The following is a 25,986-nucleotide window of genomic DNA, read 5'->3' on the forward strand; positions in this document are numbered from 1 at the left end:
TGTCACGCCGGGATCTGTGGGAGCCCGGAGGCGAGACCCCTCCGGGCCACCCGACTGCGGAGCCGCCTGAGGGAATCGAACCCTCGACCTACGCATTACGAGTGCGAGGGTCCCCGTCCAGAAGGAGCAGCCGCGATCCAGCTTGCCTGCTTTTCATCCAACTCCGGGTGCCATCACGTCCAGCAGGCACAGCTTGAGACAGGCCCGTCCAGGGGCGTCCGCTCACGCCACGCTCACGCCATCGGCGGCTGCTCAGCTCCTCGCCCGTTCACGTGGACCGGCTGATCAGCGACGTGCTGGAACTTGCCGCCCAGGCAGGCAGCGGCCCGGCAAAGCGGTCTTCAACAACGAGTGGCCGGCTAAGGACAACCTCTTGACGTGCTGCGTCACTATCGTGGGTAGGGCCCTTCACAGAGGGAGGCGGCACGGATGCGTGGCCTCGCAGATCATCTGACCATCGGCGAGCGGATCGCCTTCCATCGGAGGCGCCGCGGCTACACCCAGCAGGTACTCGCCGGGCTCGTCGGCCGCAGTACCGACTGGCTGGCGAAGGTGGAGACCGGTCGACGCAAGCCTCCGCGCATCGACATGCTGGCCGAGCTGGCCCGCGTACTTCGTGTACCGCTGGGGGAGTTGATCGGGCTACCCGTCCTGATGGAGGACGACCGAGAGCAGGATGACGTTCCGGCCGTGCGTGACGCGTTGATGAGTCCGCGACGTCTCTCCCGGCTCTTGTTCGGGCCGGAGCCTGAGGCTCAGCTCCCAAGTCCTGGTCCAACGGCTCAGCTTGCGGAGCAGGCTTGGAGCGACTACCAGGGCGGTCGACTCGGCAAGATCATCGCGATGCTCCCCGCCCTGCTTCAGACCGCGCTGGAGCTTGAGGACCACGCCGCACGCTCTGTCGCGGACGGCCGGGACTGCTGGGCTGTGTCCGCCCGGGTGCACCACCTCGCCGCCACGACCCTGGCCAAGATCGGTGAGTCCGATATCTCGTGGCTTGCCGCCGAACGAGCCATGCGGGCCGCTGACGAATCCGGTGACCCGCTGGTCTTGGCGTCCGCCGCTCGCTCTGGAACGCATGCCCTGCTGGCGAACGGCCGATACGACGACGCGATGGAGCTGGGCGAGACGACGGCTGGGTGGATGTCGGCCCGGGTGGACGACAGCGACCCGGCCGCCCTGAGCCTGCTGGGCATGACCCACCTGCGTGCGGCCATCGCCGCGGCGCGGCACCAGGACAGGCCCACGGCAACGAGCCTGCTGAACCGAGCCGAAGCGCTCGCAGACCAGCTCGGATCCGACGAGAACTACTGGCAGACCAGCTTCGGGCCGACGAACGTCGTATTGCACCGGCTGTCCGCGGAGCTGGACCTCGACAACGTCTCGTACGTCGTGGCCCGTGGACAGATCGACGTGGACCATATGCCTCCGGAGCGCGGTGTGTCCTATCGGATCGACTATGCCCGCGCTCTCTCGCTCGCCGGCCGCGGAGACGATGCCTTCGTGGAGTTGCGAGCAGCCGAGCGCACGTCGCCGCAGCTCGTGCGGAACAATCCAAGGGTGCGAGACACGCTCCGCGACGTGATCAAACAGTCCCCGGTCACCAGCGGTGCGCGCTCGTCGGAGGTGTTCATCATGGCTCAACGGTGTAGGGCGGTTCAGTGACCGTGGAGAAACGGCGGGGAGTCCTCGGGGTCGTAGGTACGGGCGCTGGCGGGGTGGAAGCCTTGCGTGCCGGACTCGTGGAACCGGCGCTGGCGCGCGGATGGCGGGTTGCCGTGACGCTCACGCCGACGGCGGGGCGCTGGTTGCGGGCGATCGGCGAGGTTGACCGCCTGGAGAAGGCGACGGGCTTGCCGGTACGGGATGAGCCACGGCTGCCGGGCGAGGCGAGACCGCATCCGCCGGTGGATTGCTATGTCGTCGCTCCCGCCAGTGCGAACACGGTGGCCAAGCTCGCCGCCGGCGTCGCAGACAACCAGGTGCTCACCCAGGTGGGAGAGGCCATCGGCACCCTTGACCTGCCGGTGGTGGTCTTCCCCCGTGTCAACGCCGCCCACGCCCGTCATCCGGCCTGGAAGCGCCACATCACCGCTCTGCGAGAGGCCGACGTCCGGCTCGTCTACGGTCCCGACGTCTGGCCGCTGTATGAGCCGCGCGAAGCACCCTCCGGGCGGGAGCTGCCATGGCAGGCCGTGCTCGACGCGATCGACGACGCCGTGAAGTGACGTCCGACGTCAACTCGGCTGAGGCATAAGGCAGAGACGACCCGGACAGACTGTCAGGGCTCTCGTTCTCTGACGCCTCGAAGCTGTGTCTCATGGTGGAGAACACGGCCGGGCAGCACGCCGCAACAGCGGACGACTTCCTCTACCTCGCTGGGACCAGCACCACCGGCCCATCGGTGAGGGACAAGGCGGGCTCGCCCGCTGAGGTCGCCGTCGGTTTTGGAACCCTGACGGCAGGACGGACGGACCAGGGCGGAGAGCGGTTCGGCCCGTTCGGTCCTGCCACTGTCAAGCCGTTCTCGATCACGCGCACGGCCGTGGACCAATCCGCCCTGCTCAAGATCTATCGCGGAGTCGAACCTCTGGCTCGCCGTGACCGCGAGGCCGATGCCTTGCGAATGGCCTGCCAGTCGGGGGCTTCCACTCCATCTGTGCTTGCCACGGGCGAGCACGTGGATCACGCCTGGTCCGTGCTGAGCTTCGTTCCCGGCACACCGTGCTCCATCGCCACCGCGAGCGGCGTGGACGACTTCGTCCGTCGCGCCCTCTCCATCACAGCGGATGTGCACCGCCACGGCCGCCGGCTCAGCCTCACACCGGGCGCGGGCTGGCGACAGAACGGCGACGGCGGCAGCACGATCACCCACCGCGAATCTCTGTCGGGACAGCTCTCTCCTCGCTGCCGTCGTCAGCCCTGGTGGCAGGACTTCCACGCCATGCTCGCCGCCCTGGACCCTGAGCCTACGGTGTACCTCCACGGCGACATCAAGCCCGAGCACCTGCTGATCGACGGCGCGCGAGTCCACGTCGTCGACTGGGAGGCCAGCGCCCGAGGGCCCGCAGTCTGCGACTACGCGGACATCATGTTCCACCTCGTGCGCGACTTGGTGTACCTCGGCGCCCCGCGGCAGCGCCTACCGCTCGACGTCATTGGCCAAGTCCCCGCCTTCGGCCCTGTCGTGGCATGGCGGCTGGTCCTGTGGCTCGACCGGCGCCGTCCGGAAGACCTTCACAGCCTCGCAGCACACGACATCCACCGGTTGTCCCGCACCTCCACCCCCGTGGAGGCAGCCCGAGAGCTCGGCGGCCTGATCGCGGAGTTCCGCGGCAACGGGGTGCCGCGTTAGCGCCGCCGTCATCCGTCCCTGTCCAGCACCCGACCACTCCGTACTTCCACGCCAGACGATAGGAGCCCGCCGTGAACCGAGTCGCCAGGAACTACGGCAGCAGCCGCGTCGTGATCGAGACCGGCACGCCCTACCCCGACGCGACGACCATCGTGGAACGCAAGGGCCTCGGCCATCCCGACACCCTCGCCGACCATCTCGCCGAACGGCTGTCCCAGGCGTACAGCCGCTACTGCCTGGAGCACTTCGGCGCCGTGTTACACCACAACTTCGACAAGCTCGCGTTGCTGGGCGGCGCCAGCGAGGTGCGGTACGGCGCCGGGCGCATGGTGGCACCCGTGCGCGTGCTCGTCAACGGCCGCGCGGCCCCGGCCTGCGGTGACCACCAGATACCGGTGGATGACCTCGTTGAGACAACCGTCCGGACGTTCTTCGCCGAGCGGCTGCCCGCAGTCGCCGATCACCTGGACATCAGGTTCCACATCACGAGCAACTCCAGCCCCGGCGCCGTCCTGACCGAGGGAGACACACCGGAGCGCACCCGGTGGTTCGCCCCGCGGACGATCGACGATCTGCGGGAGCGGCGCGTGCTGCTGGCCAACGACACCTCGCTCGGTACCGGCTGGGCGCCGCTGAGCCCGTTCGAGTCCTTCGTCTGCGAGCTCGTTGACAACCTCTCCGGGGAGAGCCCTTTCAGGGAAGCGCACCGTTGGTGCGGCACGGACGTGAAGCTCATGGGCTACTACGAAGGCGACCGCGCCGCCGTGGTGCTCTGCGTCCCGCAGATGTCCCCGCACGTCGGCAGCCGGGCTGCGTACCTGGAGAACAAGCAGGTGATCCTCGCCGAGTGCCGGCGCCTCGCCGGCCTGCGGCTCCCGGGCACCCCCGTGGACTTCAGGCTCAACGTGCGGGACGTCCCGGAGAACGACGAGTTCTACCTCACCTACACCGGCAGCTCGATCGAGTCGGGTGACGAGGGGGTCGTCGGCCGCGGCAACCGCGTCAACGGCCTCATCACGCCCCTGCGTCCGATGAACATGGAAGGGGCCAGCGGAAAGAACCCCGTCTACCACGTCGGCAAGCTCTACAACCTCGCCGCCATGTGTCTCGCGCGTACCCTGCACGAGGAGACCGGTGGGTACGCCGAGGTCCACCTGGTCAGCGCGACGGGCGAACGACTCGACCATCCATGGCGGGTTCTCGTGCGCCTCTCGGAGCCGACGGCCCAGGTCGACAAGGTCCAGGTCCTCATCGAGGAGACCCTCAGCAACTTCCCGGCACTCACCAACGAGTTGGTCCACGAAGGAGTGCTGCTCAGCTAATGGACGCCTCGACGCTCCCGCCCGTACCACCGGGGTGCTGCCAGCGGCTGACCGCCCACTACGGCCAGGTTCTGAACGCCTGGATCGACGCGGCCCCGGGGCTGCTGACGGCTACGGCCGCGCGATGGTCGCTCACTCTCGGGGGCTACCACGACGCCGGGCACGCCTCAGTCCTCGTCACTGCTGTCGACCGGCGCGGCGAGCGCCTGCTCCTCAAGGCGTGGCCGGACCGCGACCGCTACTCCCGCGAGCTCCGGGCCCTCCGCCTGTGGCACCGCGAGAAGCACGACATCGTGCAGGTGACGGATGACAGTCGCGCGGTCGCGGCTTTGCGCGCGGTCGGGGGTGTCCCCGGTGGCGCCGTGCGTCCACCACATGAGGAAGGTCTCGTCGCCGCTGCGATTCAACGAGTGCACGAAGAGGGCGCCCATAGCCACGCCGCCGTTGAGCTGCCCAGCTTGCGCGACTTCACCGCCGAGGAGGTTCGCCCCCGCATCGACCGGCGTCTGAAGCTCACCGAACACCGACAGCGTGCGGAGCGGGCACTCTCCCATACAGCTGGTCTGCGGGAAGAACCGCGCCGCCAAACGGTGCTGCACGCGGACCTGTATCGGGAGAACGTCCCGTTCACCCTGGACGGGCAGCCGGTGCTGCTCGACCCGCTGCCCATGACAGGGGACGCCGCGTTCGACTGGGCCTTCTGGACGATCTACTACCAGGTAGGGGGCGGCACCGCCTATCGTCTCCGCCGCGCCAGCCGCACATCGGGCATCCCCGTCGACGAGATCCTTCCCTGGTGCCTGCTGCTGAGCACGGACGGCCTCCTGTACTACGAGGAGACCAACGACCCGCGCTTGCCTCAGATGATGGCTGTCCTGGACGCCCTGCTGAAGATCGTGGCGACGAGGTGATCGCGATGACAACACACCTACTGCGCCACGGCCGCACCGAGTACAGCGCCCGCTACCTGGTCAACGGCGACCCGGCCGTGCAGCTCCAGCTCGACGAGGAAGGGGTACGCGCATGCCACACCGCCCGGCCGTCGCTCCCCATCGAGTCGGCGCGGACGTGGATCGCGAGCGCGTTCCCGCGCGCCCAGCAGACCGCCGCACTCCTCATCGGCGAGGAAGCACGACTTCCCGTCGTCATCCCGCTTCTCAACGAACTCGACTATGGCTGCTTCGAGGGGGCACCGTTCCTGGAGTACGCGGCATGGCTTCAGCACCACGGTCCGTGGGCTGAACCGCCGGGCGCCGGAGAGTGCCAGCGCGAGGGCATCCGCCGCATGCTCCTGGGCCTGATGGCTGCGCTTGAGGAGCCCGGCCCCAGGGTTGTCGTTGCCCACGGCCTGCTGCTCTCGGTCATGGACTGGCACCTCAGCCGGACGCCGGGGAACGCGATGCCGCTGTTCTTTCCCGAGGCGCCGTACCTGGTTCCGTTGGCCATCGACGACGACCCGATGGGCAAGCACGTCGCGGCCCTGCTCGACGAGCTCGACAACGAGGATCGACGCCATGGCTGGGCTCCAGGCCACGTACCGATATCAGGGACGGACGCAGCGTCCGCCCTTGCTAACGTCGATTCACCACAGAAGCCGCTAGAGGAGCAGCCCTCTCATGCATGATGCTCGCGTTCTGATCGACATGGGCGACGAGGCCGTCCGCCGGCTCGCCCGCCGCGGATACGCCCTGGACCTCTCCTCCCTGGAGAGTCTCCAGTCTCGACGGAACCAGAGCATCCGCACCGCCGACGAACTGAGGGCCGAATCCAAGCGCGTCGCACAGGAGGTGCAGAAGACGGCGAAGGCCGGCGGGGACGTCTCGGCGCTCAAGGAGTCGGCACGCAAGATCAAGGAGCAGATTCGCGAGGCAGAAGCCGAGCAGGAGCAGATCCAGATCGAACTGCGCGAGCTGCTGCTGAGCATCCCAAACCTGCCGCTCGACTCCGCGCCCGACGGAGACTCCGAGGAGTTCGCGGTCGAGGTGCGGCGGGTCGGCACCGCGCCGACGTTCGCGTTCGAGCCCAGGGATCACGTTGACCTCGGCGAGGCCATGGGCATCCTCGACTTCGGCCGCGCCACAAAGCTCTCGGGTCCGCGCTTCAGCATCGCCCGCGGCGTCGGGGCCGCCCTGGAGCGCGCGCTCGCGACCCTGTTCCTGGACCTCCACACCCGCCGACACGGCTACGTCGAGCACTCGGTGCCGTTCCTCGTAACCCGGAAGACGATGACCGGCACCGGCCAGCTCCCGAAGTTCGAAGCGGACCTCTTCGCCACCGGCGTCGCCGACCGGGAGCTGTTCCTGATCCCGACCGCCGAGGTTCCGCTCACGAACCTCTACGCCGACGAGATCATCCCGTCGGCCGAACTGCCCCTGGCGCTTACGGCCTTCACCCCCTGCTTCCGCTCCGAGGCGGGTTCGTACGGCCGCGACACCCGTGGCATTCTGCGGCAGCACCAGTTCTCCAAGGTCGAGATGGTCCGCATCTGCGCGGCCGAGGAATCCCAGGCCGAGCAGGAGAAGATGATCAGCCACGCCGAGGCGTGCCTGAAGGAGCTCGATCTTGCCTACCGCGTGGTGACGCTCGCCGCAGGCGACATGAGCTTCTCCGCCCAGCTCACGTACGACATCGAGGTGTGGCTCCCAAGCCAGAACACCTACCGCGAGATCTCGTCCGTCTCGGACTGCGGCACCTTCCAGGCCCGTCGGGCTGGTATCCGCACGCGCGATGAGCACGGCAAGACCGTGCCCGTGGCCACCCTGAACGGCTCAGGACTGCCCATCGGCCGCACCCTGGCCGCGTTGCTCGAACAGCACCAGCAGCAGGACGGCTCCGTGACCCTGCCCGAAGCCCTCGTCCCCTACCTCGGCTTCCGCCGTATCCAGGCGGACGGAACTCCATCGGAGGCATAAGTGTTAGTCGGCGTCTGCGACTTCCCGGGCAGCTACGCATTCCCCCCGGCCGGCTACGGCGGAATCGAACGATGGCTGTGGGCAGTCGCCGTAGGGGCACGAGCCGCAGGCGCCGACGTACACCTCCTCGGACCAGGCTGGCGCCGAGACCTGGGCCCGGAATGGACACGGAAGCCAATCCGCCTGGAGGATACTGCTCCCCGATCGACCGAGGCCCGCGAGTTGCGCTCCGCCGGATACGACCTCCTGGTCGTCGGCCACGAATACCCCACCCTCTCCACATGGCGACGCACCCGCGAGGAACTGGACTGCGACGTTGCCACCTTCCAGCACGCCCCGGACTTCCGGCACGCCGCCGACGCCTTCGACGGCACCCACACCCGGCTGTACTGCTACTCACCCGAAATGATTGAGCGGTACGCCGCGCACCAGCCGATCGCCGAACTCGCCGTCCACCTCGGCCTGAACGAAACCGAGCCGCCGTCCGTACCGGGCCGCGATCTGGTCTGGCTCGGCCGGATCGACGAGCAGAAGGCCCCACACCTCGCGGTCCGCGCCGCGCAGATCCTCCGCCGCCGCATCCGCCTCGTCGGCCCCGTCTTCGACGCCGACTACGTCAAACGGCACGAGAAGCTCTTCACCGCCGATCACGTCGAGTGGGTCGGCGAAGTCGGCGGTCATGCCAAGACAGCCGCCTTCCGCGAGGCCGCCGTCTTCGTCTACACCCACGCCCGCACCTACGTCGAAGCAGGCGCCGCTATCTTCGGCGAGTCCCTGCGCGCCGGCACCCCGGTAGCCGCCCTCACATGGCGCAAGGGCACCTGCGCCGAGGCAGCCCTCTGCGACCGCACCGGCACGACCACCGTGCTCTCCCCCGAGGAAGACGACGAAACCGCCGCACGAGCCCTGGCCGCCGCCATCACCCGCACCGACGACCTGGACCACGCCGAGGTCCAAGCCATCGGCCAGCACCGATTCGACCCCCAACGCCACTTCGAGACCCTGTCGTCACGGCCGTGCTGACGACATCGGCGCCCGCCCACCTGTCCGCCCTGCTCCGCAAAGCCCTGGGGTCCCGCTGGGAGTACGCCACCGATGGCGACCACCTGGAGATCCGCCACCGCGACCGCGGCAGCCCCTACCACCCACCTCGACGCACACCCACCTGGCCCGAGTTCCTGGCCATGATCGAGAAGGCATTCGCCGCGCAGGGAGTCCCCCGCGCCCCCTGCCTGCCGCTGCGCTGGGGCCGAGAGACCGAGCTCACCATCTCAGCCGTCCAAGCCCTCGACCCTCTGCTCAAAGACGGGCGCCCCGTCACCCACCGCCGCAGCTTCCTGCCCCAACCGGTGGTCCGCTTCACGGGCCAACGCGACGCCGACGGCATGCTCCGCGACGGCTTCCTGACCTCCTTCGTCAACGTCTCCCGCGTCGAGCCCATCCAGGACATCGTCGAGTACGCCACGGTCCTCGACGAATGGCTGACAATCCTGTCCCGCCTCGGCATGCACGCCCGGCACATCAGCGTGCACGGACGCCTGACCGTCTGGCGCCGCCGCGAAGTCGAGGGGACTACCCTCCGGTTCCGCCACGCCGACCTCCCCCTCGGCGACATCGTGCTCCTCTGGAACGCCACCAACCCCGCACGCATCGCTGTGGACCTCGGCACCGCCCTCGAACGCCTCGCCTGGGCCCGCTCCCGCCAGCCATGGCCAGACCTCATCTTCGGCCCATGGGCCCGCACCGCGCCCCGCAAGGTCCTCGACGCGCTCCGCACGGCCACCCTCCTCCTCGGCAACGGCATCACCCCCGCGCCCCGCGGCGCCGGCAGCATCACCCGCCGCGTCCTGGCCACGGTCCCCGCAGACCACTCACCCTTCGGCTTCAGCACCGTCATCCGCGCGCACCACGAGTTCTGGAGCGCAGTCACGGCCCTCCGGGTGGCATGGCCCGAGACGACGCGTGTCCTTGAGACGGAGCTGGGGGTGCAGCGGTGAGGGCCTCTTTCGCGCAGAGTGGCTTCTCGTCCACGCTTGGTGTTGGTGACGGATTTGGAGGGGGATGAGGCTGATGGCACGGCGGCGTGGATGGCGGCGCAAGCGGAACCGGCGGTTAACGGCCGCCGGCATCGCACTGCTGGCGGCGGTGGTGATCTTCTGGTCGCGGATCTGGCCGCTCGTGCTCGCGGCGGTGGGACTGGCCGGCGTCGGGGCCCTGGTGTGGTGGGGCTGGCGCACCCACCGGGAGATACGCCGCAAAGACGCGGTATTCCGGGCGGAGCAGCGGGTGCTGGATGCCAACCGCACGCTGGAGAAGGTGGACAAGCTGCACTGGCGGGACTTCGAGCGGATGGTGGCCGCCATGTTCCGTGAGGGGGGCTGCCCTGAGGCCAAGTGGGTCGGTGGAAAGGGGGACCTGGGCAGGGACGTGGCGGGCGTGCTACCGGACGGTCGCTCGATGGTGGTCCAGTGCAAGCACTTCGCCACGCACCGGTCGGTCATCAGCCGTGACATGCGAGACCTGTTGGGGGCTCGGACCAGTTTCTCGGCCGATGTCGCGATCTTCGTCACGAACACCAGATTCACCACCGATGCCGAGAAGTACGCGAACGACAACGACATCATCGTCATCGGCCGCAACCTCTTCGCCTCGTGGCTCAAGGGCTCCCGGCTGGAGTACATCCTCCAGGCAGGCGTCGGCGGCCAGGGCGACCGGAAGCACCTGAAGACCTGGAAGAAGACGTACGGTGAACCCGGGAGAGGCCGCAGGAAGAAGCCGGCGAGCTGACCGCCCAGCGCCCTGGCTCGGTGCCAGCGCAGAAGCGCTCCCGTCCGGGCCACCTTCTTCCGCAGCGGCTACAGCTCCGCAGCTTCCGCGGCCATCGTCGGCCGTGCCGCGCTGGTGCGCCGGTCGGGCTGCGTCCCAGGAGAGCATCGTTGGCCAGCCACAGGGGCGGTAACCGACTGGCATCGATTGTTGTCAGAGGGGCCTCCTACACTGACGACAACCGCGGTCGATGGGGGATTTGTATGGCAACCATTCCCAGCCAGAAGCGCAAGGCTCAGGACCCCGACTCCAACGTGCCTCGGCTGCTGACCGTTGTGGACCGGGTGCTTGAGGGGGATGTCGTGCTGCCGAAGTTCCAACGGAACTTCGTGTGGACACGGCAGCAGATCCTCGACCTGCTCGACTCCGTGTCGCGCAACTACCCGATCGGCAGTGTTCTGCTCTGGCAGAGCACCGAGCAGCTGGCCAGTGAGCGCACGGTCGCGGGCCTTGCCGTGGGAGAGCAGCGGCACGGCTACCCCGTGAACTACATCCTCGACGGCCAGCAACGTTTGGCCAGCATCTGCGGTGCCCTCCACTGGCAGCCGGACAACGATCCCGACAGCGCCTGGAACATTGTCTACGACCTTGAGCAGCAGGAATTCAGGCACGCCACCACCCTGGACGAGCCGCCGCCCCATCTCATTCCGGTTCGTCTGCTCTCAGATGGCTTCGAGTTCGCAGACCGTGCATCGAAGACTGGGTCCGATGAACTCCAGGAGAGAGCCAAGGCCCTGTACAACCGTTTCTCGAACTACCAGATCGCAGTGATCACCTTGCGAGGGATGCCGTCGACCGAGGTTGCCAAGGTTTTCGAACGGATCAACAGTACGGCCACGCCCCTCACGGTCGTTGACCTGATGCGCGCGGCGACATGGAGTCCTGAATTCGACCTGAAGGACGAGATCGACACGCTGCTCGACGTGCTCGACCAGAAGAGATATGGCCGCGTCGACACCAAAACCATACTGCGTACGATCTCGGCGGCGGCCGGCTTCGGCTTCTCTCGCGAAGACATGAACAGGATGCGCGACCTGTCACGGGAGGAACTGGCACGCGCGGTGCAGGCGGCAGAGGAGGCGTCAAGGCTGGCGGTAGATTTCCTGACCACCCAGATCCGCACACCCCGGGCGTCAGCCCTGCCCTACTACAATCAGTTCGCGGTCCTTGTCGAGATCTTCCGCCAGGTACCGAAGCCCACGGCTGCCCAGTTCGACGCTATCGAGCGGTGGTTCTGGCTGACGGCCAGCGGCGAGTACTTCAAAGGTTGGAACGCCCGGCAGATGTCTGATGACCGCGAGGCCGTACGTGCCTTCGCGCAAGGCGAAAGCGCCGAGATCGAGGTCGGAGCGGGCCTGCCACGCAGTGTGTTGTGGCGTCGCAGCCAGTTCCGTACGACCAATGCACCTTCGAAACTCCTCGGCCTGTTGCTCGCGGAAGCTCATCCTGTGGATCTGCGCCACGGCCGGCGCATCGATACGGACAAGGCTCTGTCTTGGCAGAATGACAAGGAGTTCCATCACTTCTTCCCGAAGTCGTTCCTCAAGAAGCAGGGACTGGGAGTCAACCGAGCCAACGTCTGCGCCAATCTGATCATGCTCAGCTCGGTGACCAACATCTATATCAGTGACCAGCCTCCGTCGGTCTATCTCAAGGACCTCTGCGAGACGCAGGGCACAGCTACCATCCGCGCGCGCCTTGCCACATGTCTGGTGGACGACACGGCCTTCGACGCGGCCCTGCGGGACGACTACGAAGGCTTCCTGCAAGCCCGCTCCGAAACCTTGCACCAGCGGCTGATGCAGCTCATCGGCACGTCAGCGGACGGGGTACGGGAGTACGTGGCGATGTCCGACGAAACCGAGAGCGATATCGGCGCGGCCGACGAACCGGTCGACCGGGACTCCGCGGACTGAGCGGCTACCACAGATGCGAGTCACGGACATGCCGGCTGGCGACCGGCCACGCGAACGGTTGTGGGCTCTGGGGGCGGAGGCGCTCGCCGACCGGGAGTTGCTCGCTCTGCTGCTGGGTTCCGGCACGCGGGGGCGTGACGCGGTGGAATTGGCCGGTGAGCTGATTGCCGCGCACGGCGGACTGCGAGGATTGGCAAGGGCGGACCCGCAGGCGTTGGTCGGCCTACCGGGGATGGGCCCCGCCAAGGCGGTACGGGTCGCTGCCGCGTTCCACCTCGCGCGACGTGTGGCCAACGAAGGGGCGGCCGACCGTTGCCGCATCGTCACGACGGCCGACTTGGCCACCGCAGCCGCTCCGTTACTGCGGGGACTGCGGCACGAGCGGGTCGTCGTCGTGGTCTGTGACACGGCAGACACAGTTCTCCGCACGGCGCGCCTCACGGATGGCGCGAGCGACCGCAACCTGATCCCAGTCCGCGACGTCCTCGCACTCGTTCTTGCCTCCGGCGGCTCGTCCTTCGGCGTCGCCCACAACCACCCCACCGGCGACCCCACCCCGAGCGGCCCCGACCGCCGGGCGACCACCCGTCTACGAGAGGCCGCCGCAGCGGTCGGCCTACGCTTCCTTGATCACGTAGTCGTGACGGACGATGCGTGGCGGCGAGTCACAACTGACCTGTAAACGCGGCGTTGAGAAGCGAAGGCCGGAGCGCGTCGAGCGCGGGCTCGGAGTAGGCCGAATCCAACCGCTCGGCAAGGGCGTCGAGCGTGCGAGCGATCCGGTCTTGAACGGAACGTGGGGGAAGACGGAAGGTCAGGGCCTCGAATCGCTTGCGGCCGAGGGTGCGGTTGCGGTCCGCACCGCCAGGAGAAGCAGCCGAGACCTTTGCAAGGCCTTCCCGAGACAGAAGGTAGTGGCGCAGGTAACCAATATTCACGCGGTCGTCTACCGGCACATAGGTGAGGAATCGATTCGAGGCTACGTAATCTCTCGATTCTTCTCGACTGGTGATCCCGATGGCCCCTTCCCATGCCTTGATATTGCTGAGAATGAGCGCTTCCGCAGGGAAGGTGAAGTAGTTCATGCGGCTCACCTCGGAGCCAAGTGAAGCGGGGTACCTGATGACCCCCTTCCCAAATGATCGCATCCCAATCACTCGGTATTCGCTGTCGGGATCGATGTCAAGGGCGGTACGTTCAAGTGCAATCACGTCACCCATACGAACCGACTCAGTGGCCGACTCCACAGCTGATGCAATCAGCGAGGCCGCGAGGTTGCCCTGTAGCGTGGTCATTCTCTTGCGCAGGTCGAGCACCGCGTCAGCTCGACCGAGGGTCGCGTCAAGCCGGTCTGCGATGCGCCGCTGTTCGCTGAGCTCGGGAAGAGGGACCGGCGTATTCAGTAGCGTTTCCGGGGTGGTTCGCTTACGACGCACCATCGACCCACGTGGAGTCAAGAGCTCCCACAACGGGGGCCAGGCAACAAGATGCCTCACATAAGCAGGGTCCGCAAGCTCGGAATTAATATCGAAGACCGGATATTCTGGGGAAACATGAGTTCCATCGAACGGGATAGGCACGACGGCAAGTGCACCTTCCCATGCATTGAGCTTACTCATGACGAGTTGGCCAGCTGTAATCGAGGTTAGAGTCTTGTATGAGGTTTCCGATCCTTGAATCACGCCCCTCTTAATCAACCCTTTCCCAAAGCTGTAGATTCCAGTGATACCATACTCGTTCCCATCCTCAACATGAGTTGAGGTTGTTGCACGTACGAGCGCAACGCCAAAGGGCCGCAGCGGCAGAGCAGTCACCGCTCACTCTCCAACTCCACCTTGAGCTCGCCCAGCAGCCCCAGAATCTCCTGCTCCGTTTTGATCAACTCGTCCACGAGATCCTCTGGCGACCGGTGGGCCAGGTCATCGCCCGCATGCGGGTTGGCCAAGTCGAGGTTGTAGCCACCAGACTCGATGTCGGCCGCCGAGACCTTCCAAGCGAATTCGTTCTGCTCCCGCCCCTTTCGCGCCTCGCCGCCCCACCACTTGGCACAGTCTGCGAACTCCTCGTATCGCATAGGCTTGGTCTTGGTGTAGCCGCGCCGCCCTTCCGGAAGCGGAATCTCGTAAAACCAGGTCTCCTTTGTCGGTCCGGTCTTTTCAAAGAAGAGCAGGTTCGCCGGAATTTGGGTGTAGGGCGCGAAGACACCTTGAGGGAGCCGGACAATGGTATGCAGGTTGCACTCCCGCACGAGCTTCTTCTTGATCTTGGCGCCGATTCCGCCGCCGAAGAGTGAACCATTCGGCAGAACGATCGCGCATCGCCCTCCAGGCTTGAGCCGCTCGATCACCGAGTACAGGAAAAGCCAAGCAGTCTCCCGCGTTGCCATCCCTGCGGCATCAAACCGCTTGGCCACGGACGTCTCCTCCTCGCCACCGAACGGCGGATTAGTGAGGACGACGTCCACTCGGTGCCGGGGACTGCTTTCATTTCGCATGCGCAGAAGTGCATTATCGCGCAACACATTAGGGACGTCGATACCGTGCAACAGCAGGTTCATCATGACAAGTAGGTACGGCAGCGGCTTCTTCTCGATGCCGCGAATGTTGTGCTGCAACTCGGCGAGCTGTGTCTGCGATTGGGGAAGTTCCTTGAGTTCATCGTACGCCTCGACGAGAAATCCGCCGGTCCCGCACGCGGGGTCAAGGATCGACATGCCCAGCTTGAGGAACGACTGCTCGACCATGAAACGAATCACCGGTCGCGGTGTGTAGAATTCGCCGGAGTCGCCGGCGGCATCACGCATTTCTTTGAGGATCGACTCATAGACGAACGCCATCGTGTGGATGTCGTCCGCAGACTCGAAGCTGATGTCGTTGACGATATTGACCAGATCACGCAGCAAGGTACCCGATAGCATCCGGTTGTTGACCTCCTGAAAGATAGTGGAGATCACGTTGCGTGGGTCGCCCTCATCATCGCTACTCAGCCCGCGCAGGTACGGCAGCAGCTTTGCGTTAACAAACTCAAGAAACTCCTGACCGGTGAACTCCGTTCGCGCTCCCCAGCTCTCCCAGTTATATGGCTCCGCGATGGCGGGTTCGTAGTAAAGATCCTCGGCGGCTCGTTCCTGCTCCACGCACACGTCGAACGCTCGTAGAAACAGGATCCAGGACAGCTGTGGCAGCCGATCGAGGTCACCGTTGAGCCCTGCGTCCTTACGCATGATGTCGCGGGCTGACTTGATGGCTGACTGCAATTCGGCGCGGGTCCACCTCTTGGGCTGGGCGGGCACGTCGATGGCCAGTTGGTCGGCCGTGTCCTCGGTAGGCATCAGAGGTCCGTTCCAGTGGTTTCGTTTACAGCTATTCCTGCGCGGCAAGGCGAGCGCGGTGTCAAGGGTGCCAACCGTCATTGACGGTGCGGCTGTGCAGCAACGGTGCTGACAGATGGCGATCCGCCACAGTCGGCACGAGCGGTTTCGTCGCTGAGCACGGCATCAGCCTAGCAGCAGCATATCGCCTCATCTCGCGCCAATTTCGCATATGCACTAGAAGGGGATCAAAGTGACGCGAAGCTAAGCAACATCGAAAATCCGTTTTCCGAGCTCATCGATGGCATGGTGCAGGTCCTGGACTCCGCCGAAACGCTTCGCCAGCTGCGAGACGGTGCCCATCTTCCGGATCGGCGGTACCCTCAGCGCGCTCGCTGACAGCTCGGATGCTCCGTGTTCGACAAACTTGTCAAGCAGCGCGTCCAGTACGGTCCTGGCTTCAGGTGCGAAGCTCTTGAGGAACGCCTCATGCTCGCGTCGCGTGCGATGCGCTCGCTCAGCTCGGCTGATGAGCGGTAGCTCCCAGGCCGCGTTGATGAGCAGATCGATTGGATCTACTTCGGGGTGGTCCAACTTCCGCAGGAGGTCTTCCTCGGTGATCTGGCTCTCTTCATCAAGCCGCTTGCGCAGAACCGCGCGGCTCTTGGCGGTTGCCCACTGTGTGCGCAGGTCTGTTGGCGACAGGTTGAGCTCCAGTACCCGGTCATGCACGAACTCGCGGTAGCGCACCATCTTCAACGTCACGCCGTCGGGCTGTAGTTGATAGTGCACGTCGTTCCAGACAAAGACCTCGACGCCAGTGACGTAAATGCGCTTCTTGCCACTCTGGATCCGGTCGGCCAAGTCCTCGTCAGTGACGATGAGGCCGTCGTCGTTCTTCTCCAGCACCCCGCCGGCCTGTGACTCGAACGTGGTTTCTGGCTCAGCGACTTCCTCGTCCGCACCATCTTCCGCTTCCGTATCGACGCTCTCGACCAACTGCCCCTGTTCGTTGGTCCGGTCGTCGATGAGACGCAGCGGTGGCCCGTCGAACTCCGGGTCGTTGAAGAGGGTGGTCGCCTCAACGAAGTCGATGATGTCGAACGATCCCTTCTCGATGTCCAGGCACAGCCGCGTGCCCCGCCCGATGATCTGCTTGAACTGCGGCATGGATTGGATCCGCCGCAGGATCACGATGTTCCGCACTGAGGGGATGTCCACGCCGGTGGTCAACATCTGACTTGTGACCGCGATCACCGGTTCGTCCGTGTCGTCCTTCCTGAACCTGTCCAGGAGCTCCCGCCCAGGCTTACCGTCATCGTCAGTGATCCGGCAAACGTAGTCTGGGAACTGTGCGACCATGTCCAGATTCGCTTGGTTTAGGGCAGCGACCAGACGATGCGCGTGGTCGTTGTTCTCACAGAAGACAATCGTCTTGCCGAGACGATCGGTCTGACGCAGGTAGTCGGTGAGATAGCGGGCGGCTTCATCGGTCCGCTCTTGGATGGCGAGCGCCTTCTCGAAGTGCCTCTGTGTGTAGAGCCTATCCGGGATCTCATCACCATCAACGTCGAGCTGGCCGGGCTCGGGCTGGAAGCCCGTCAAGTCGATGTTCAGATGCACCCGGCGCAGACGGTAAGGAGCAAGGAAACCGTCCTCGATACCGTCCTTGAGCGAGTACTCATAGACAGGCTCGCCGAAGTACTGCAACGTATCGCGGTCCTTCGCCCGGATCGGGGTCGCGGTCAGCCCAAGCTGAGTGGCCGGCGCGAAGTGTTCCAAGATCGCTCGCCACTGCGAGTCGCTACTGGCACTGCCGCGGTGACACTCATCGACGATGATGAGGTCAAAGTAGTCCGGTGGGTACTGGCTGAACAGCGCCTGCTCGTCCCCGCGATCCAGGGACTGGTACAGGGCGAAGAAGATCTGCCGCGCGCGCTGCGGGTGACCGCCGCCGATCTTGTGGACGACGTCCCCGAACACCGGCTCGAAATAGTCGTCCTTCGGCTGATCGACGAGGATGTTGCGGTCGGCGAGGTACAGGACACGAGGCTTTTCGACTCCCGTCCAAGAGCTCTGCCGCAGCTTCGAGACCAGCTGGAAGGCGACCATGGTCTTCCCTGTACCAGTGGCGAGGGTCAGCAAGATGCGCTTCTGCCCCCGAGCGAGTGCCAGCAAGGCCTCGTTGACGGCGCTGCGCTGGTAGTAGCGAGGGCGCTTCGGGGTGAGATCGCTGTTGCGCACCCTGGTGTCGAACGGCGCGAGCACCAGTTCGCGCTCCAGCTCGGACGTGATCTCCTTATCGTCGCAGTACCGCGCCCAGAGCTCTTCCGGTGACGGAAACCGCGGGACTTGGTGACGGTTGCCACCGATCTCGATCTCCCAGATCTCATGGCCGTTGGTCGCATAGGCGACAGGCAGTCCGAGGCGTCGCGCGTAGCGCTTGGCCTGCTCGATACCCGAAGCCACGTCGACGCTGGTCCGCTTGGCCTCGACTACGGCGATCGGTACGTCGTCGCGGTACTCCAACACGAAGTCCGCAACCAGGGCCGGTCCACGTCGATGCCTCCGGGATGACGCCATCATCTTGCCGTCAGTGATCGAGTACTGCTCCCGGACTTGCTTCTTGTCCCACCCTGCGGCCGCCAGGGCCGGCACGACCAAGGTCCGGCACGTCTCCTGCTCGTTCATCCCCACTCTGCTCCTCCCCACAGAAGATTGGTACATCAGGAGGACTGCTGATGCCATGGCAATCGGCCACTCGACCGCATGAAGTGAACGCACCCGACGGATGCTGTCTGCTACGGCTCGCCAGGACCCTCCTCATACCACTGCAATTGCGTTGAGCATCGCGTCACAGACCGACTCAACGGATCCTGTGTCGTCGCGCTGGACGACGAGATGACCGCTGGCCTGTCGTCTCCGACCCCCTCGGGCACAACGGCGCCTCCGCTCAGCCTGAGCCAGGCTCTGCGCCGTCCTTGACGACGCGCGGGAAGACGCTCCGCAATGACGAGACGCAAGATCAAGAGCACCTCCGCTCACGCCACGCTCACGCCCACGGCTTCACAACGTCGCACTGGCTAAGCCTGCACGTCGTGGATACACAAAAGCCCCAGGTCAGATGCTATCTGCCTGGGGCTTTGCGGAGCCGCCTGAGGGAATCGAACCCTCGACCTACGCATTACGAGTGCGTCGCTCTGGCCGACTGAGCTAAGGCGGCGGGCGCTTGCGGTCCTTGGGGGCCGCAGCGCTCGTCAGTCTACACAGGTTTGGTGGGTGCCCCCGAATGCCTTATGCGGAGCAGGTCGTCCGTCGCCGCGCGGAGGGCGCGCAGGCGTTTCGACCAGCGATGGCAGTCCAGGCACGTGGTCAGGTGGGTGCTGAGCTCCTGCTCGGTCACTCCCGCCGGGAGTGGGTCGCCTTCGGTCTGCGCCGATATGGCGGTGCGGTAGCGGATGCATGGCATGCGGTTATCATCGCAGGCCACCAGCGGGTCGGGCCATCAGCAGGTGACGTTTTCCTCGGGGCTGACGTTGTCCAGGAGGTAGGAGTTCACCGCCGAGTCGACGCAGTCGCTCGCGCCGCCGTACGCGCCGTGGCCGTCGCCGTCGTAGGTGAGCAGGATGCCCGTCTCCAACTGGTCGGCCAGGCCCTGCGCCCACGCGTACGGGGTGGCCGGGTCGCGGAGGGTGCCGATGACCAGGATGTCCGTCGCGCCGGTGGCCGGGATGCTGACCGGGTGGCCGGTCGGCTCGACGGGCCAGGCGGCGCACAGCAGGGTGGCCCAGGCGAAGTCGCGGCCGAACGTCGGCGACGCCTCCTCGTACGAGGCGAGCGCCGCGCGGACGGCGTCGGGGTCGGCGTTGCCCGCGGGGCTGTCCAGGCAGCTGATCGCCGGGAAGGCGAACATCGTGGTGCCGTAAGTGCCGCCCGGGTCGCGTTCGTTGTAGGAGTCGGCGAGGTCGAGCAGCGGGGCGCCGTCGCCGTCGTCGATCGCCGCGGACAGGGCGTCGCGCAGCGTGGGCCACAGGTCCTCGGCGTAGAGCGCGTACGAGACGCCGGTGGTGGCAAGGGACTCGGTGAGCGGGCGGTCGGGGTCGCCCGAGGGCAGGGGCTCGGCGTCGACCGCGGCGAAGAAGTCGAGCAACGCGGCCGAGGCGGAGTCCGCGTCGCCGGTGCCGAGCGGGCAGTCGTCGTTCGATGTGCAGTCGTCGGCGAACGACCTGAACGCCGTCTCGAAGCCGCCCGCCTGCTCGCGGTCGGTGTTGAGTGTGGGGAGCCGCGGGTCCATCGCGGCGTCGAGCACCAACCGCCCGGTGCGTTGCGGGAAGAGGCCCGCGTAGACCGCGCCGAGCTTGGTGCCGTACGAGAAGCCGACGTAGTGCAGCCGCTCGTCGCCGAGGACGGCGCGCAGGAGGTCCATGTCGCGCGCGGACTCGATGGTGGAGATGTGGCTCAGCAGCTCGCCGGAGCGCTCCTCGCAGCCCTGGGCGAACTCGTCCATGGCCGCGAGCAGCTCCTCGATCTCCGCGTCGGAGTCGGGGGTGCGGTCGGTGAGGGTGTACGCGTCCATCTCCTCGCCGCCGAGGCACTCGACGGGCTCGCTGCCGCCTGTGCCGCGCGGGTCGAGGCCGACCATGTCGTACCGGGCGCGCACGTCCTGCGGGAACAGGAACGACGACGAGCTCTGGGCGAAGTCGACGGCGGAGGCGCCGGGGCCCCCCGGGTTCATCAGGAGGGCGCCGATGCGCTCGTCAGGGTCGGTGGCGCGGGAGCGGGTGACGGTGAGCTGGATGTCGGGGGAGGCCCCGGCGTTGTCGTAATCCAGGGGGACGGTCAGGGCCGCGCACTGGAAGCCGGAGGCGCCGCACGAGGTCCAGTTCAGCTCTTGCTGGTAGTACGGCTGGAGCTCGGCCGGGATCTCCTCGGGCAACGGCTCGAGCGCGGGCGCGTCGGGGGCGTCGGGCGGCGGGGGCGGTGACTCGCTGCCGGAGTCGCCCGAGGCGTTAGGCGAGCGCTCGTCGGGGCGGTCGTCCGAGGAGCAGCCGCTCAGGACGAGGGCCGAGGTGGTCAGGGCCGCGAGGGCGACGGTGAAACGGCGTGCGGTGCGCATGGGTCCCCCGTGCTGAATGGTGCCTGGTCGTCCCGTGAGCGTAACCGCTCAGCGCAGGGCCATGGTCATCGCCTCGACGGCCAGCAGGGGGGCGACATTGCGGTCGAGGGCGGTGCGGCAGTCGAGCACCGCCTCCATCCGGCGCAGCGTCCGCTCGGCGCTCGACGCGGCGGCGATCCGCTCGACGGACGCGGCGCTCTCGCCCCCCGCGAGGGCGACCGATGAGCCCAACTGCCGTGCCAGGACGTCCCGGTAGAACCCCGTGAGGTCGGTGAGCGCCAGGTCGAGTGCGTCCCGCTGGGTGCGGGTGGCGCGCCGCTTCTGGCGGTCCTCGAGCTCCTTCATGGCGCCCGCCGTGCCGCGGGGCATCCGCTTCCCCTCGCCGCCGCCGAGCGCGGCGCGCAGCTCCTCGGTCTCCTTCTCGTCGCGCTCATCGGCGAGCTGCTTGGCGTCCGCCGCCGCGGCGTCGACCAGCTCCTGGGCGGCGCGCAGGCACGCGCCGACGTCGGTGAGGCGCTCGGGGATCGCGAGAACGGCGGCCCTGCGCGCGCGGGCGCGCTCGTCGGTGGCCAGGCGCCGGGCGCGCTCGAAGTGGCCCTGGGTGGCCTGGGCCGCGGCGCGCGCGATGTCGGGCTCGATGCCGTCGCGTCGCATCAGCACGTCGGCGACGGCGTCGACCGGCGGGGTGCGCAGGGCGAGATGGCGGCAGCGGGACCTGATGGTGGGCAGCGCGTCCTCGGTCGAGGGGGCGCACAGCAGCCAGACGGTGCGGGGGGCGGGCTCCTCGACGGCCTTCAGCAGGACGTTCCCCGCGCCCTCGGTGAGGCGGTCGGCGTCCTCGACCACGATGACCTGCCAGCGGCCGCCCGCCGGGGAGAGCTGGGCGCGGCGCACGAGCTCGCGGGTCTCCTTGACGCCGATGGTCAGCAGGTCGGTGCGGATGATCTCGACGTCGGCGTGGGTGCCGACGAGGGTCGTGTGGCAGCCGTCGCAGAAGCCGCAGCCGGGCGCGCCGCCGAGCGCCAGGTCGGGGCTGACGCACTGGAGCGCGGCGGCGAACGCGCGTGCCGCCGTGGCCCGGCCCGAGCCCGGTGGCCCTGTGAACAGCCAGGCGTGGGTCATCGCCGAGCCCTCCGATTCCGCGCCCCTGGGATCCGCGCCCCTGGGATCCGCGCCGCCGCGGTCCGGCTCCGCGCCGGTGCCGCCTCCCGCGGTCACCAGCGCGTGCGCGTCGCGCGCCGCCGCGGTGAGCTGAGCGGTCACCCGGTCCTGGCCGACGAGGTCGTCCCAGACGGTCAACGCCTTCCCTCCTTCCCCATGCACTTCCCCACGCGGGCGGGCAGTCGGCCCCTCCACGGGACCGCCGCGTTCATTCTGCGGCACCCCACTGACAGCCGGGGCCGTTCGGCGGAACCTGCGGCGGTGGACCCGTGCCACGGCGCGGGCCGGGCGGGCGGCGGGGCGGGGCCGTGGCACGTTGACCGCATGATCAGCATTCTCTCCGGCGCCCGGTGGCGTGGCGCGCGCGGCGCCCGCCGAGGCGCGCTGTGCGCCGCCGCGCTCCTGGCCGCCGTCTCGGGCGCGGCGCCGGCGTGGGCGGGCGCGGCGGATCGGGGTTCGAGCGGCGGGCTCGGCGCGTTCGCCAGCCTCGGCCAGCGGCCCGACGAGCCGGGCGCCCTGGCCCTCGCGGAGGGCCAGGCCACCTATCCGGCGGGGCCACGGCGGGTGTCGCTCGCCACGGTCGCCTTCGGCGACGCGGGCAGCGCCCATGACGTCACCGCGTCCGCTTCGGGCGACGCGGCGACGGGCCGCGTGCGGGCGCGCGCGGGGGTGGGCGACGCCGCGCTCGACCTGGGAACGGTCCGGCTGCGCGTCGGAGCGGTGCACGCCGAGTGCTCGGCGGCCCCGGGGGCGGCGCCGCTCGGCTCGGCGACGGTCGAGGGCGCGGCGATCGCCGTACGGGGCGCGCAGGACGTCGCGTTGGAGCCCCGACCGGCGCCCGGCACCACCGTCGCGCTCCCCGGCGGCGCCGGGCGCGCGTACCTCAACGAGCGCATCACCGAGGCCGATGGCGCCCTCACGGTGCACGCCCTGCGGCTGCGGGTGGGCGACCGCGAGGTGACGCTCGGCAGCGTCACCTGCCGCCCCGGCACGGGCGCCACGGATCAGGAGAACCCGGCGTGAGCGGGCGCGCGTTCAACGGGCTCGGTACCGCGTTCAACGGGACCGCCCGCGCGTGCGTTGGCTCCGGGCGCCGGGTCGGCGCCCCGCGCGCCCCTCAGCGCCGCCGTCCGCGCCCGCCCCGGCCGCCCTCGCCCTCGCCGCCGTCCCGGCCGTCGTCCGCGCCGTCGACCGCGCTGTCGTCGTCCGCCTCCCGGTGCGGGCCGAGCAATTCGTCGGCCAGCGTCGGAACGTCGTCGAGCGGCGTCTCCTCGGCCCACTGCGGGCGCCGGGAGCGCCGGGAGCGGGCGGCGGCCGCCTCCTCGTCGCTCAGCCGCGGCAGCGGCCGCGTCTGATCGGCCGTCTCGGGGCCCTCGCCGCGCGGGATGATGGCGGTCTGCTCGCTGTCGGGGTCGCTCGGGAGCGGCACCTGGACGGTGTCGGTGTTGTCCTGGGCGGCCAGCCGCGCCTCCTCGGCGCGCAGGAGCGCTTCCTCGGCCTTGCGCTGCTTCTCCCTGCGCCGTTCCTCGGCCTGGGCGCGCAGCCGCGCCTCCTCCTCGGCCTCGCGGCGGCGGCGTTCCTCCTCCTCACGGCGCAGCCGCTCCTCCGCCTCCCTGCGGAGGCGCTCCTCCTCGGCCTTGCGGCGGGCCTCCTCGGCGCGCAGCCGCGCCTCTTCCACGCGGCGCGCCTCCTCGGCGCGCTTGCGCTCCTCCTCCTCGCGGCGCTTGCGCTCCTCTTCCTCGGCGCGCAACCGCGCGAGCTCGGCCTGGCGTTCACGCTCCAGGCGCTCTTCCTCTTCCTTGCGCTTGCGCTCCTCCTCCGCACGCCGGCGCGCCTCCTCCTCCGCACGCCGCCGAGCCTCCTCCTGGGCTCGGATCTCGGCCTCGGAGAGCGGAAGCATCTGGTCGAGCCGGTGGCGCGCGGCGGTGGTGACGGACTCGGGGTCCTGGCCCGCGTCGATCACCAGGTAACGCGCGGGGTCGGCCGCGGCGAGCGCGAGGAACCCCGCCCGCACCCGCTGGTGGAACTCACTCGGCTCGGACTCCAGCCGGTCGGGCGCCTCGGTGAAGCGTTCGCGCGCGGTCTCGGGTGAGACGTCGAGCAGCACGGTCAGGTGCGGCACCAGGCCGCCGGTGGCCCAGCGCGAGATGCGGGCGACCTCGGTCGACGAGAGGTCGCGGCCCGCGCCCTGGTAGGCGACCGAGGAGTCGGTGTACCGGTCGGAGATCACGATCGCGCCGCGTTCGAGTGCGGGGCGGATGACGGACGAGACGTGCTCGGCGCGGTCGGCGGCGTAGAGGAGGGCCTCGGCCTCGTGCGACAGGCCGCCCGACGAGACGTCGAGCAGGATCGTCCGCAGCCGCTGCCCGAGCGGGGTGGCGCCCGGCTCATGGGTGACGACCACCTCGTGGCCCTTGCCGCGGATCCACTCGGCCAGCGCCTCGACCTGCGTGGACTTGCCCGCCCCGTCGCCGCCCTCGACGGCGATGAAGAAGCCGGTGGCCAGCGGCGCGGCCTCGGGCTCGAAGCCGCCGCGGGCCGCCTCCACCAGGTCGCGGCGGAGCGGGACGCCCCGCCGGTCGTCGGTGCGGCCGAGCACGACGGCGGCCACGGGCAGCAGCAACGCCCCGACGATCATGAGGGTGAACGCGGCGCCCCCGTGGTCGATCGTGAAGTCGCCCCGCTCGACCCGGTGCGGGCCGATCAGCGCGGCGGCCAGCGGGGCCGCGACGGCGGCCGTCGCGACGGCGACGCGGGAGACGGCGTGCAGGTGGCGGGTGAGCCGGGGCCTGCGGAAGTCCTCGGTCTCCTGGTCGAGCAGCACGTGTCCGGTGTGCGCGGCCGCGCCCGCGGCAAGCCCTGTGAGCGCCGCGGTGAACAGCACGGTCGCGGGGTCCGGGATGAGGCCCGTGCCGAAGAGGCCGAGCCCGGTGAGCGCGAGCGCCAGCGCGAACAGCCTGCGTCGGGAGAGCGCGGGCAGCAGCGCGGGCGCCAGGCGCACGCCCCCCGCCACGCCCCCGGTCAGCGCGAGCACGAGCAGCCCGAACAGCACGGGCCCGCCGCCCAGGTCGAACGCGTGCAGCACGCTCAGCGTGACCGCGGCGGCGATCGAGGCCGCGGCGGCGGCGCAGCCGACGACGAGCACCGGGATGGCCCCGGTCCTGCCCTTGTCGGTGCCGGTCCCCGCGGAAGGGCGGCGCAGCCCTTCGAGCGGCGAGACGGGCCGCCGCGGCTCGGTGCCGGGCAGCCGCAGGAAGTACAGGACGGAGATGGCCGCGGCGAAGAAGCCCGCGGCGATGTAGGAGCCCATCGCGGCCTGGTGCTCGCCGAACCAGTCGAGCCAGGTCGCCAGCAGGTTGCTGATCAGCCCCGCGCCCACCAGCACGGCGGCGGCGGCCGGGATGGCGACATAGCCGCTGCGCAGCCACAGGCGCCGCAGCGCCTCGTGGTGGTCGGGCAGCGGGCGGACGGCGGCGCCCTCGAGCGGGGGCGGCGGCAGCAGGGCGGGGGCGACGCTGTCGCGCGCGACGGTCCAGACGCGTTCCGCCAGGCCCGTGACGAAGATCGTCAGCAGGATGTAGACATACGCGCTTTCGGGGACCCAGTCGATCCACAGCGGGGCGACGATCAGCAGCGCGACGCGCAGGCCGTCCGCGCCGATCATGGTCCAGCGGCGGTCCAACCGGCCCGATGGCGCGAGCAGCCCGGCGATCGGGCCGAGCAGCACGACGCCCGCGAGCAGCGTTGCCGCGAGGCGCACGCCGAGCGCGACCGCCAGGGCGAGCGCGACGCCGCGGTAGTCGCCGCCGAACACCGGCTCGCCGCCGACCGGCGCGTACAGCGCGGCCTGCACGGTGAGCAGGAGCAGCACGAGCAGGCCGAGGGCGTCACCGATGCCGCCGGTGACCCGTGCCTCCCACAGGCGCCGCAGCTCGGGCACCTGGAGCAGTGCGCGCCTGGCGCGCTCGCGGGAATCCGCGGCGAGCGCCTCGTCGGTGGCGCCGCGGGCGGGGTCGACAACCTCTGGTTGCTCTGCTCGCGTCATGCCGGCCAGCGTAACCTTCGTGG

General features: G+C 68.4%; 19 protein-coding genes and 2 tRNA genes. 13 read left to right on the plus strand and 8 right to left on the minus strand.

The window, feature by feature from the left end; translation table 11 throughout:
- Positions 1-60: 60 nt before the first annotated feature.
- Positions 61-131, minus strand: a tRNA-Thr gene (locus DEH69_RS31260).
- A gap of 298 nt (positions 132-429) precedes the next feature.
- Between DEH69_RS31260 and DEH69_RS04035 the strand changes: the two genes are divergently transcribed.
- The 12 genes from DEH69_RS04035 to DEH69_RS04090 all read left to right on the plus strand — a co-directional run bounded on the left by DEH69_RS04035 (position 430) and on the right by DEH69_RS04090 (position 13,013).
- Positions 430-1,665: a helix-turn-helix domain-containing protein gene (locus tag DEH69_RS04035; RefSeq protein WP_113685484.1), complete on the plus strand. Its 1,236-nt coding sequence runs from the start codon at positions 430-432 to the stop codon at positions 1,663-1,665.
- A 2-nt stretch (positions 1,666-1,667) separates the two neighbouring features.
- Complete coding sequence (locus DEH69_RS04040; protein WP_113685511.1) at positions 1,668-2,228, plus strand: flavoprotein; 561 nt, start codon at positions 1,668-1,670, stop codon at positions 2,226-2,228.
- A gap of 92 nt (positions 2,229-2,320) precedes the next feature.
- On the plus strand, positions 2,321-3,355 hold the full coding sequence (locus tag DEH69_RS04045) for an aminoglycoside phosphotransferase family protein (protein WP_113685485.1): 1,035 nt from the start codon (positions 2,321-2,323) through the stop codon (positions 3,353-3,355).
- 71 nt (positions 3,356-3,426) lie between these two features.
- Positions 3,427-4,677: a methionine adenosyltransferase gene (locus tag DEH69_RS04050; RefSeq protein ID WP_113685486.1), complete on the plus strand. Its 1,251-nt coding sequence runs from the start codon at positions 3,427-3,429 to the stop codon at positions 4,675-4,677.
- A complete protein-coding gene (locus DEH69_RS04055) occupies positions 4,677-5,588 on the plus strand; it encodes an aminoglycoside phosphotransferase family protein (RefSeq protein WP_113685487.1) in 912 nt (303 codons plus the stop codon). Before DEH69_RS04050 ends, DEH69_RS04055 begins: the two co-directional genes overlap by 1 nt.
- Before the next feature lie 5 nt (positions 5,589-5,593).
- A complete protein-coding gene (locus DEH69_RS04060; protein WP_113685512.1) occupies positions 5,594-6,301 on the plus strand; it encodes a histidine phosphatase family protein in 708 nt (235 codons plus the stop codon).
- Positions 6,294-7,589 carry a serine--tRNA ligase gene (serS, locus tag DEH69_RS04065; RefSeq protein WP_113685488.1) on the plus strand — a complete coding sequence of 432 codons (1,296 nt, stop codon included), beginning with the start codon at positions 6,294-6,296 and terminating at the stop codon, positions 7,587-7,589. The genes DEH69_RS04060 and serS overlap by 8 nt, the downstream gene beginning before the upstream one ends.
- Positions 7,590-7,811: 222 nt before the next feature.
- Positions 7,812-8,612, plus strand: a complete 801-nt coding sequence (locus DEH69_RS04070; protein ID WP_258534418.1) for a glycosyltransferase — start codon at positions 7,812-7,814, stop codon at positions 8,610-8,612.
- The gene (locus DEH69_RS04075) at positions 8,606-9,586 is read left to right on the plus strand and encodes a hypothetical protein (protein ID WP_113685490.1); all 981 of its coding nucleotides are present in this window, start codon (positions 8,606-8,608) and stop codon (positions 9,584-9,586) included. Before DEH69_RS04070 ends, DEH69_RS04075 begins: the two co-directional genes overlap by 7 nt.
- Before the next feature lie 73 nt (positions 9,587-9,659).
- Complete coding sequence (locus DEH69_RS04080; RefSeq protein ID WP_181727248.1) at positions 9,660-10,376, plus strand: restriction endonuclease; 717 nt, start codon at positions 9,660-9,662, stop codon at positions 10,374-10,376.
- Between the two features lie 242 nt (positions 10,377-10,618).
- Positions 10,619-12,331, plus strand: coding sequence for a DUF262 domain-containing protein (locus tag DEH69_RS04085; RefSeq protein ID WP_113685492.1), 1,713 nt, complete (start codon positions 10,619-10,621; stop codon positions 12,329-12,331).
- A 13-nt stretch (positions 12,332-12,344) separates the two neighbouring features.
- Positions 12,345-13,013 carry a RadC family protein gene (locus DEH69_RS04090; RefSeq protein WP_113685493.1) on the plus strand — a complete coding sequence of 223 codons (669 nt, stop codon included), beginning with the start codon at positions 12,345-12,347 and terminating at the stop codon, positions 13,011-13,013.
- Here DEH69_RS04090 and DEH69_RS30920 read toward each other — a convergent pair.
- From DEH69_RS30920 to DEH69_RS04120, 6 genes are all read right to left on the minus strand, one after another.
- Positions 12,997-13,950, minus strand: coding sequence for a restriction endonuclease subunit S (locus DEH69_RS30920; protein ID WP_147255396.1), 954 nt, complete (start codon positions 13,948-13,950; stop codon positions 12,997-12,999). The two genes, DEH69_RS04090 and DEH69_RS30920, sit on opposite strands and share 17 nt — an antisense overlap.
- Before the next feature lie 191 nt (positions 13,951-14,141).
- Positions 14,142-15,662: a class I SAM-dependent DNA methyltransferase gene (locus DEH69_RS04095; protein ID WP_113685494.1), complete on the minus strand. Its 1,521-nt coding sequence runs from the start codon at positions 15,660-15,662 to the stop codon at positions 14,142-14,144.
- Positions 15,663-15,905: 243 nt separating this feature from the next.
- The gene (gene hsdR / locus DEH69_RS04100) at positions 15,906-18,332 is read right to left on the minus strand and encodes an EcoAI/FtnUII family type I restriction enzme subunit R (RefSeq protein ID WP_181727249.1); all 2,427 of its coding nucleotides are present in this window, start codon (positions 18,330-18,332) and stop codon (positions 15,906-15,908) included.
- 458 nt (positions 18,333-18,790) lie between these two features.
- Positions 18,791-18,864 (minus strand) — tRNA-Thr (locus DEH69_RS04105).
- A gap of 282 nt (positions 18,865-19,146) precedes the next feature.
- The gene (locus DEH69_RS04115) at positions 19,147-20,757 is read right to left on the minus strand and encodes an alpha/beta hydrolase (RefSeq protein ID WP_113685497.1); all 1,611 of its coding nucleotides are present in this window, start codon (positions 20,755-20,757) and stop codon (positions 19,147-19,149) included.
- A 48-nt stretch (positions 20,758-20,805) separates the two neighbouring features.
- The gene (locus DEH69_RS04120) at positions 20,806-22,056 is read right to left on the minus strand and encodes a DNA polymerase III subunit delta' (protein WP_113685498.1); all 1,251 of its coding nucleotides are present in this window, start codon (positions 22,054-22,056) and stop codon (positions 20,806-20,808) included.
- Positions 22,057-22,242: 186 nt separating this feature from the next.
- On the opposite strand from DEH69_RS04120, the gene DEH69_RS04125 reads away from it, so the two are divergent.
- Positions 22,243-22,941 carry a hypothetical protein gene (locus DEH69_RS04125; RefSeq protein WP_147255400.1) on the plus strand — a complete coding sequence of 233 codons (699 nt, stop codon included), beginning with the start codon at positions 22,243-22,245 and terminating at the stop codon, positions 22,939-22,941.
- 94 nt (positions 22,942-23,035) lie between these two features.
- On the opposite strand, the gene tmk is transcribed toward DEH69_RS04125, so the two are convergent.
- Positions 23,036-25,963 (minus strand): dTMP kinase, encoded by a 2,928-nt coding sequence (gene tmk / locus DEH69_RS04130; RefSeq protein WP_113685500.1) that lies wholly within the window; start codon positions 25,961-25,963, stop codon positions 23,036-23,038.
- Positions 25,964-25,986: the final 23 nt, after the last annotated feature.

It is taken from the genome of Streptomyces sp. PT12, assembly GCF_003311645.1.
Taxonomy (GTDB): Bacteria; Actinomycetota; Actinomycetes; order Streptomycetales; family Streptomycetaceae; genus Streptomyces.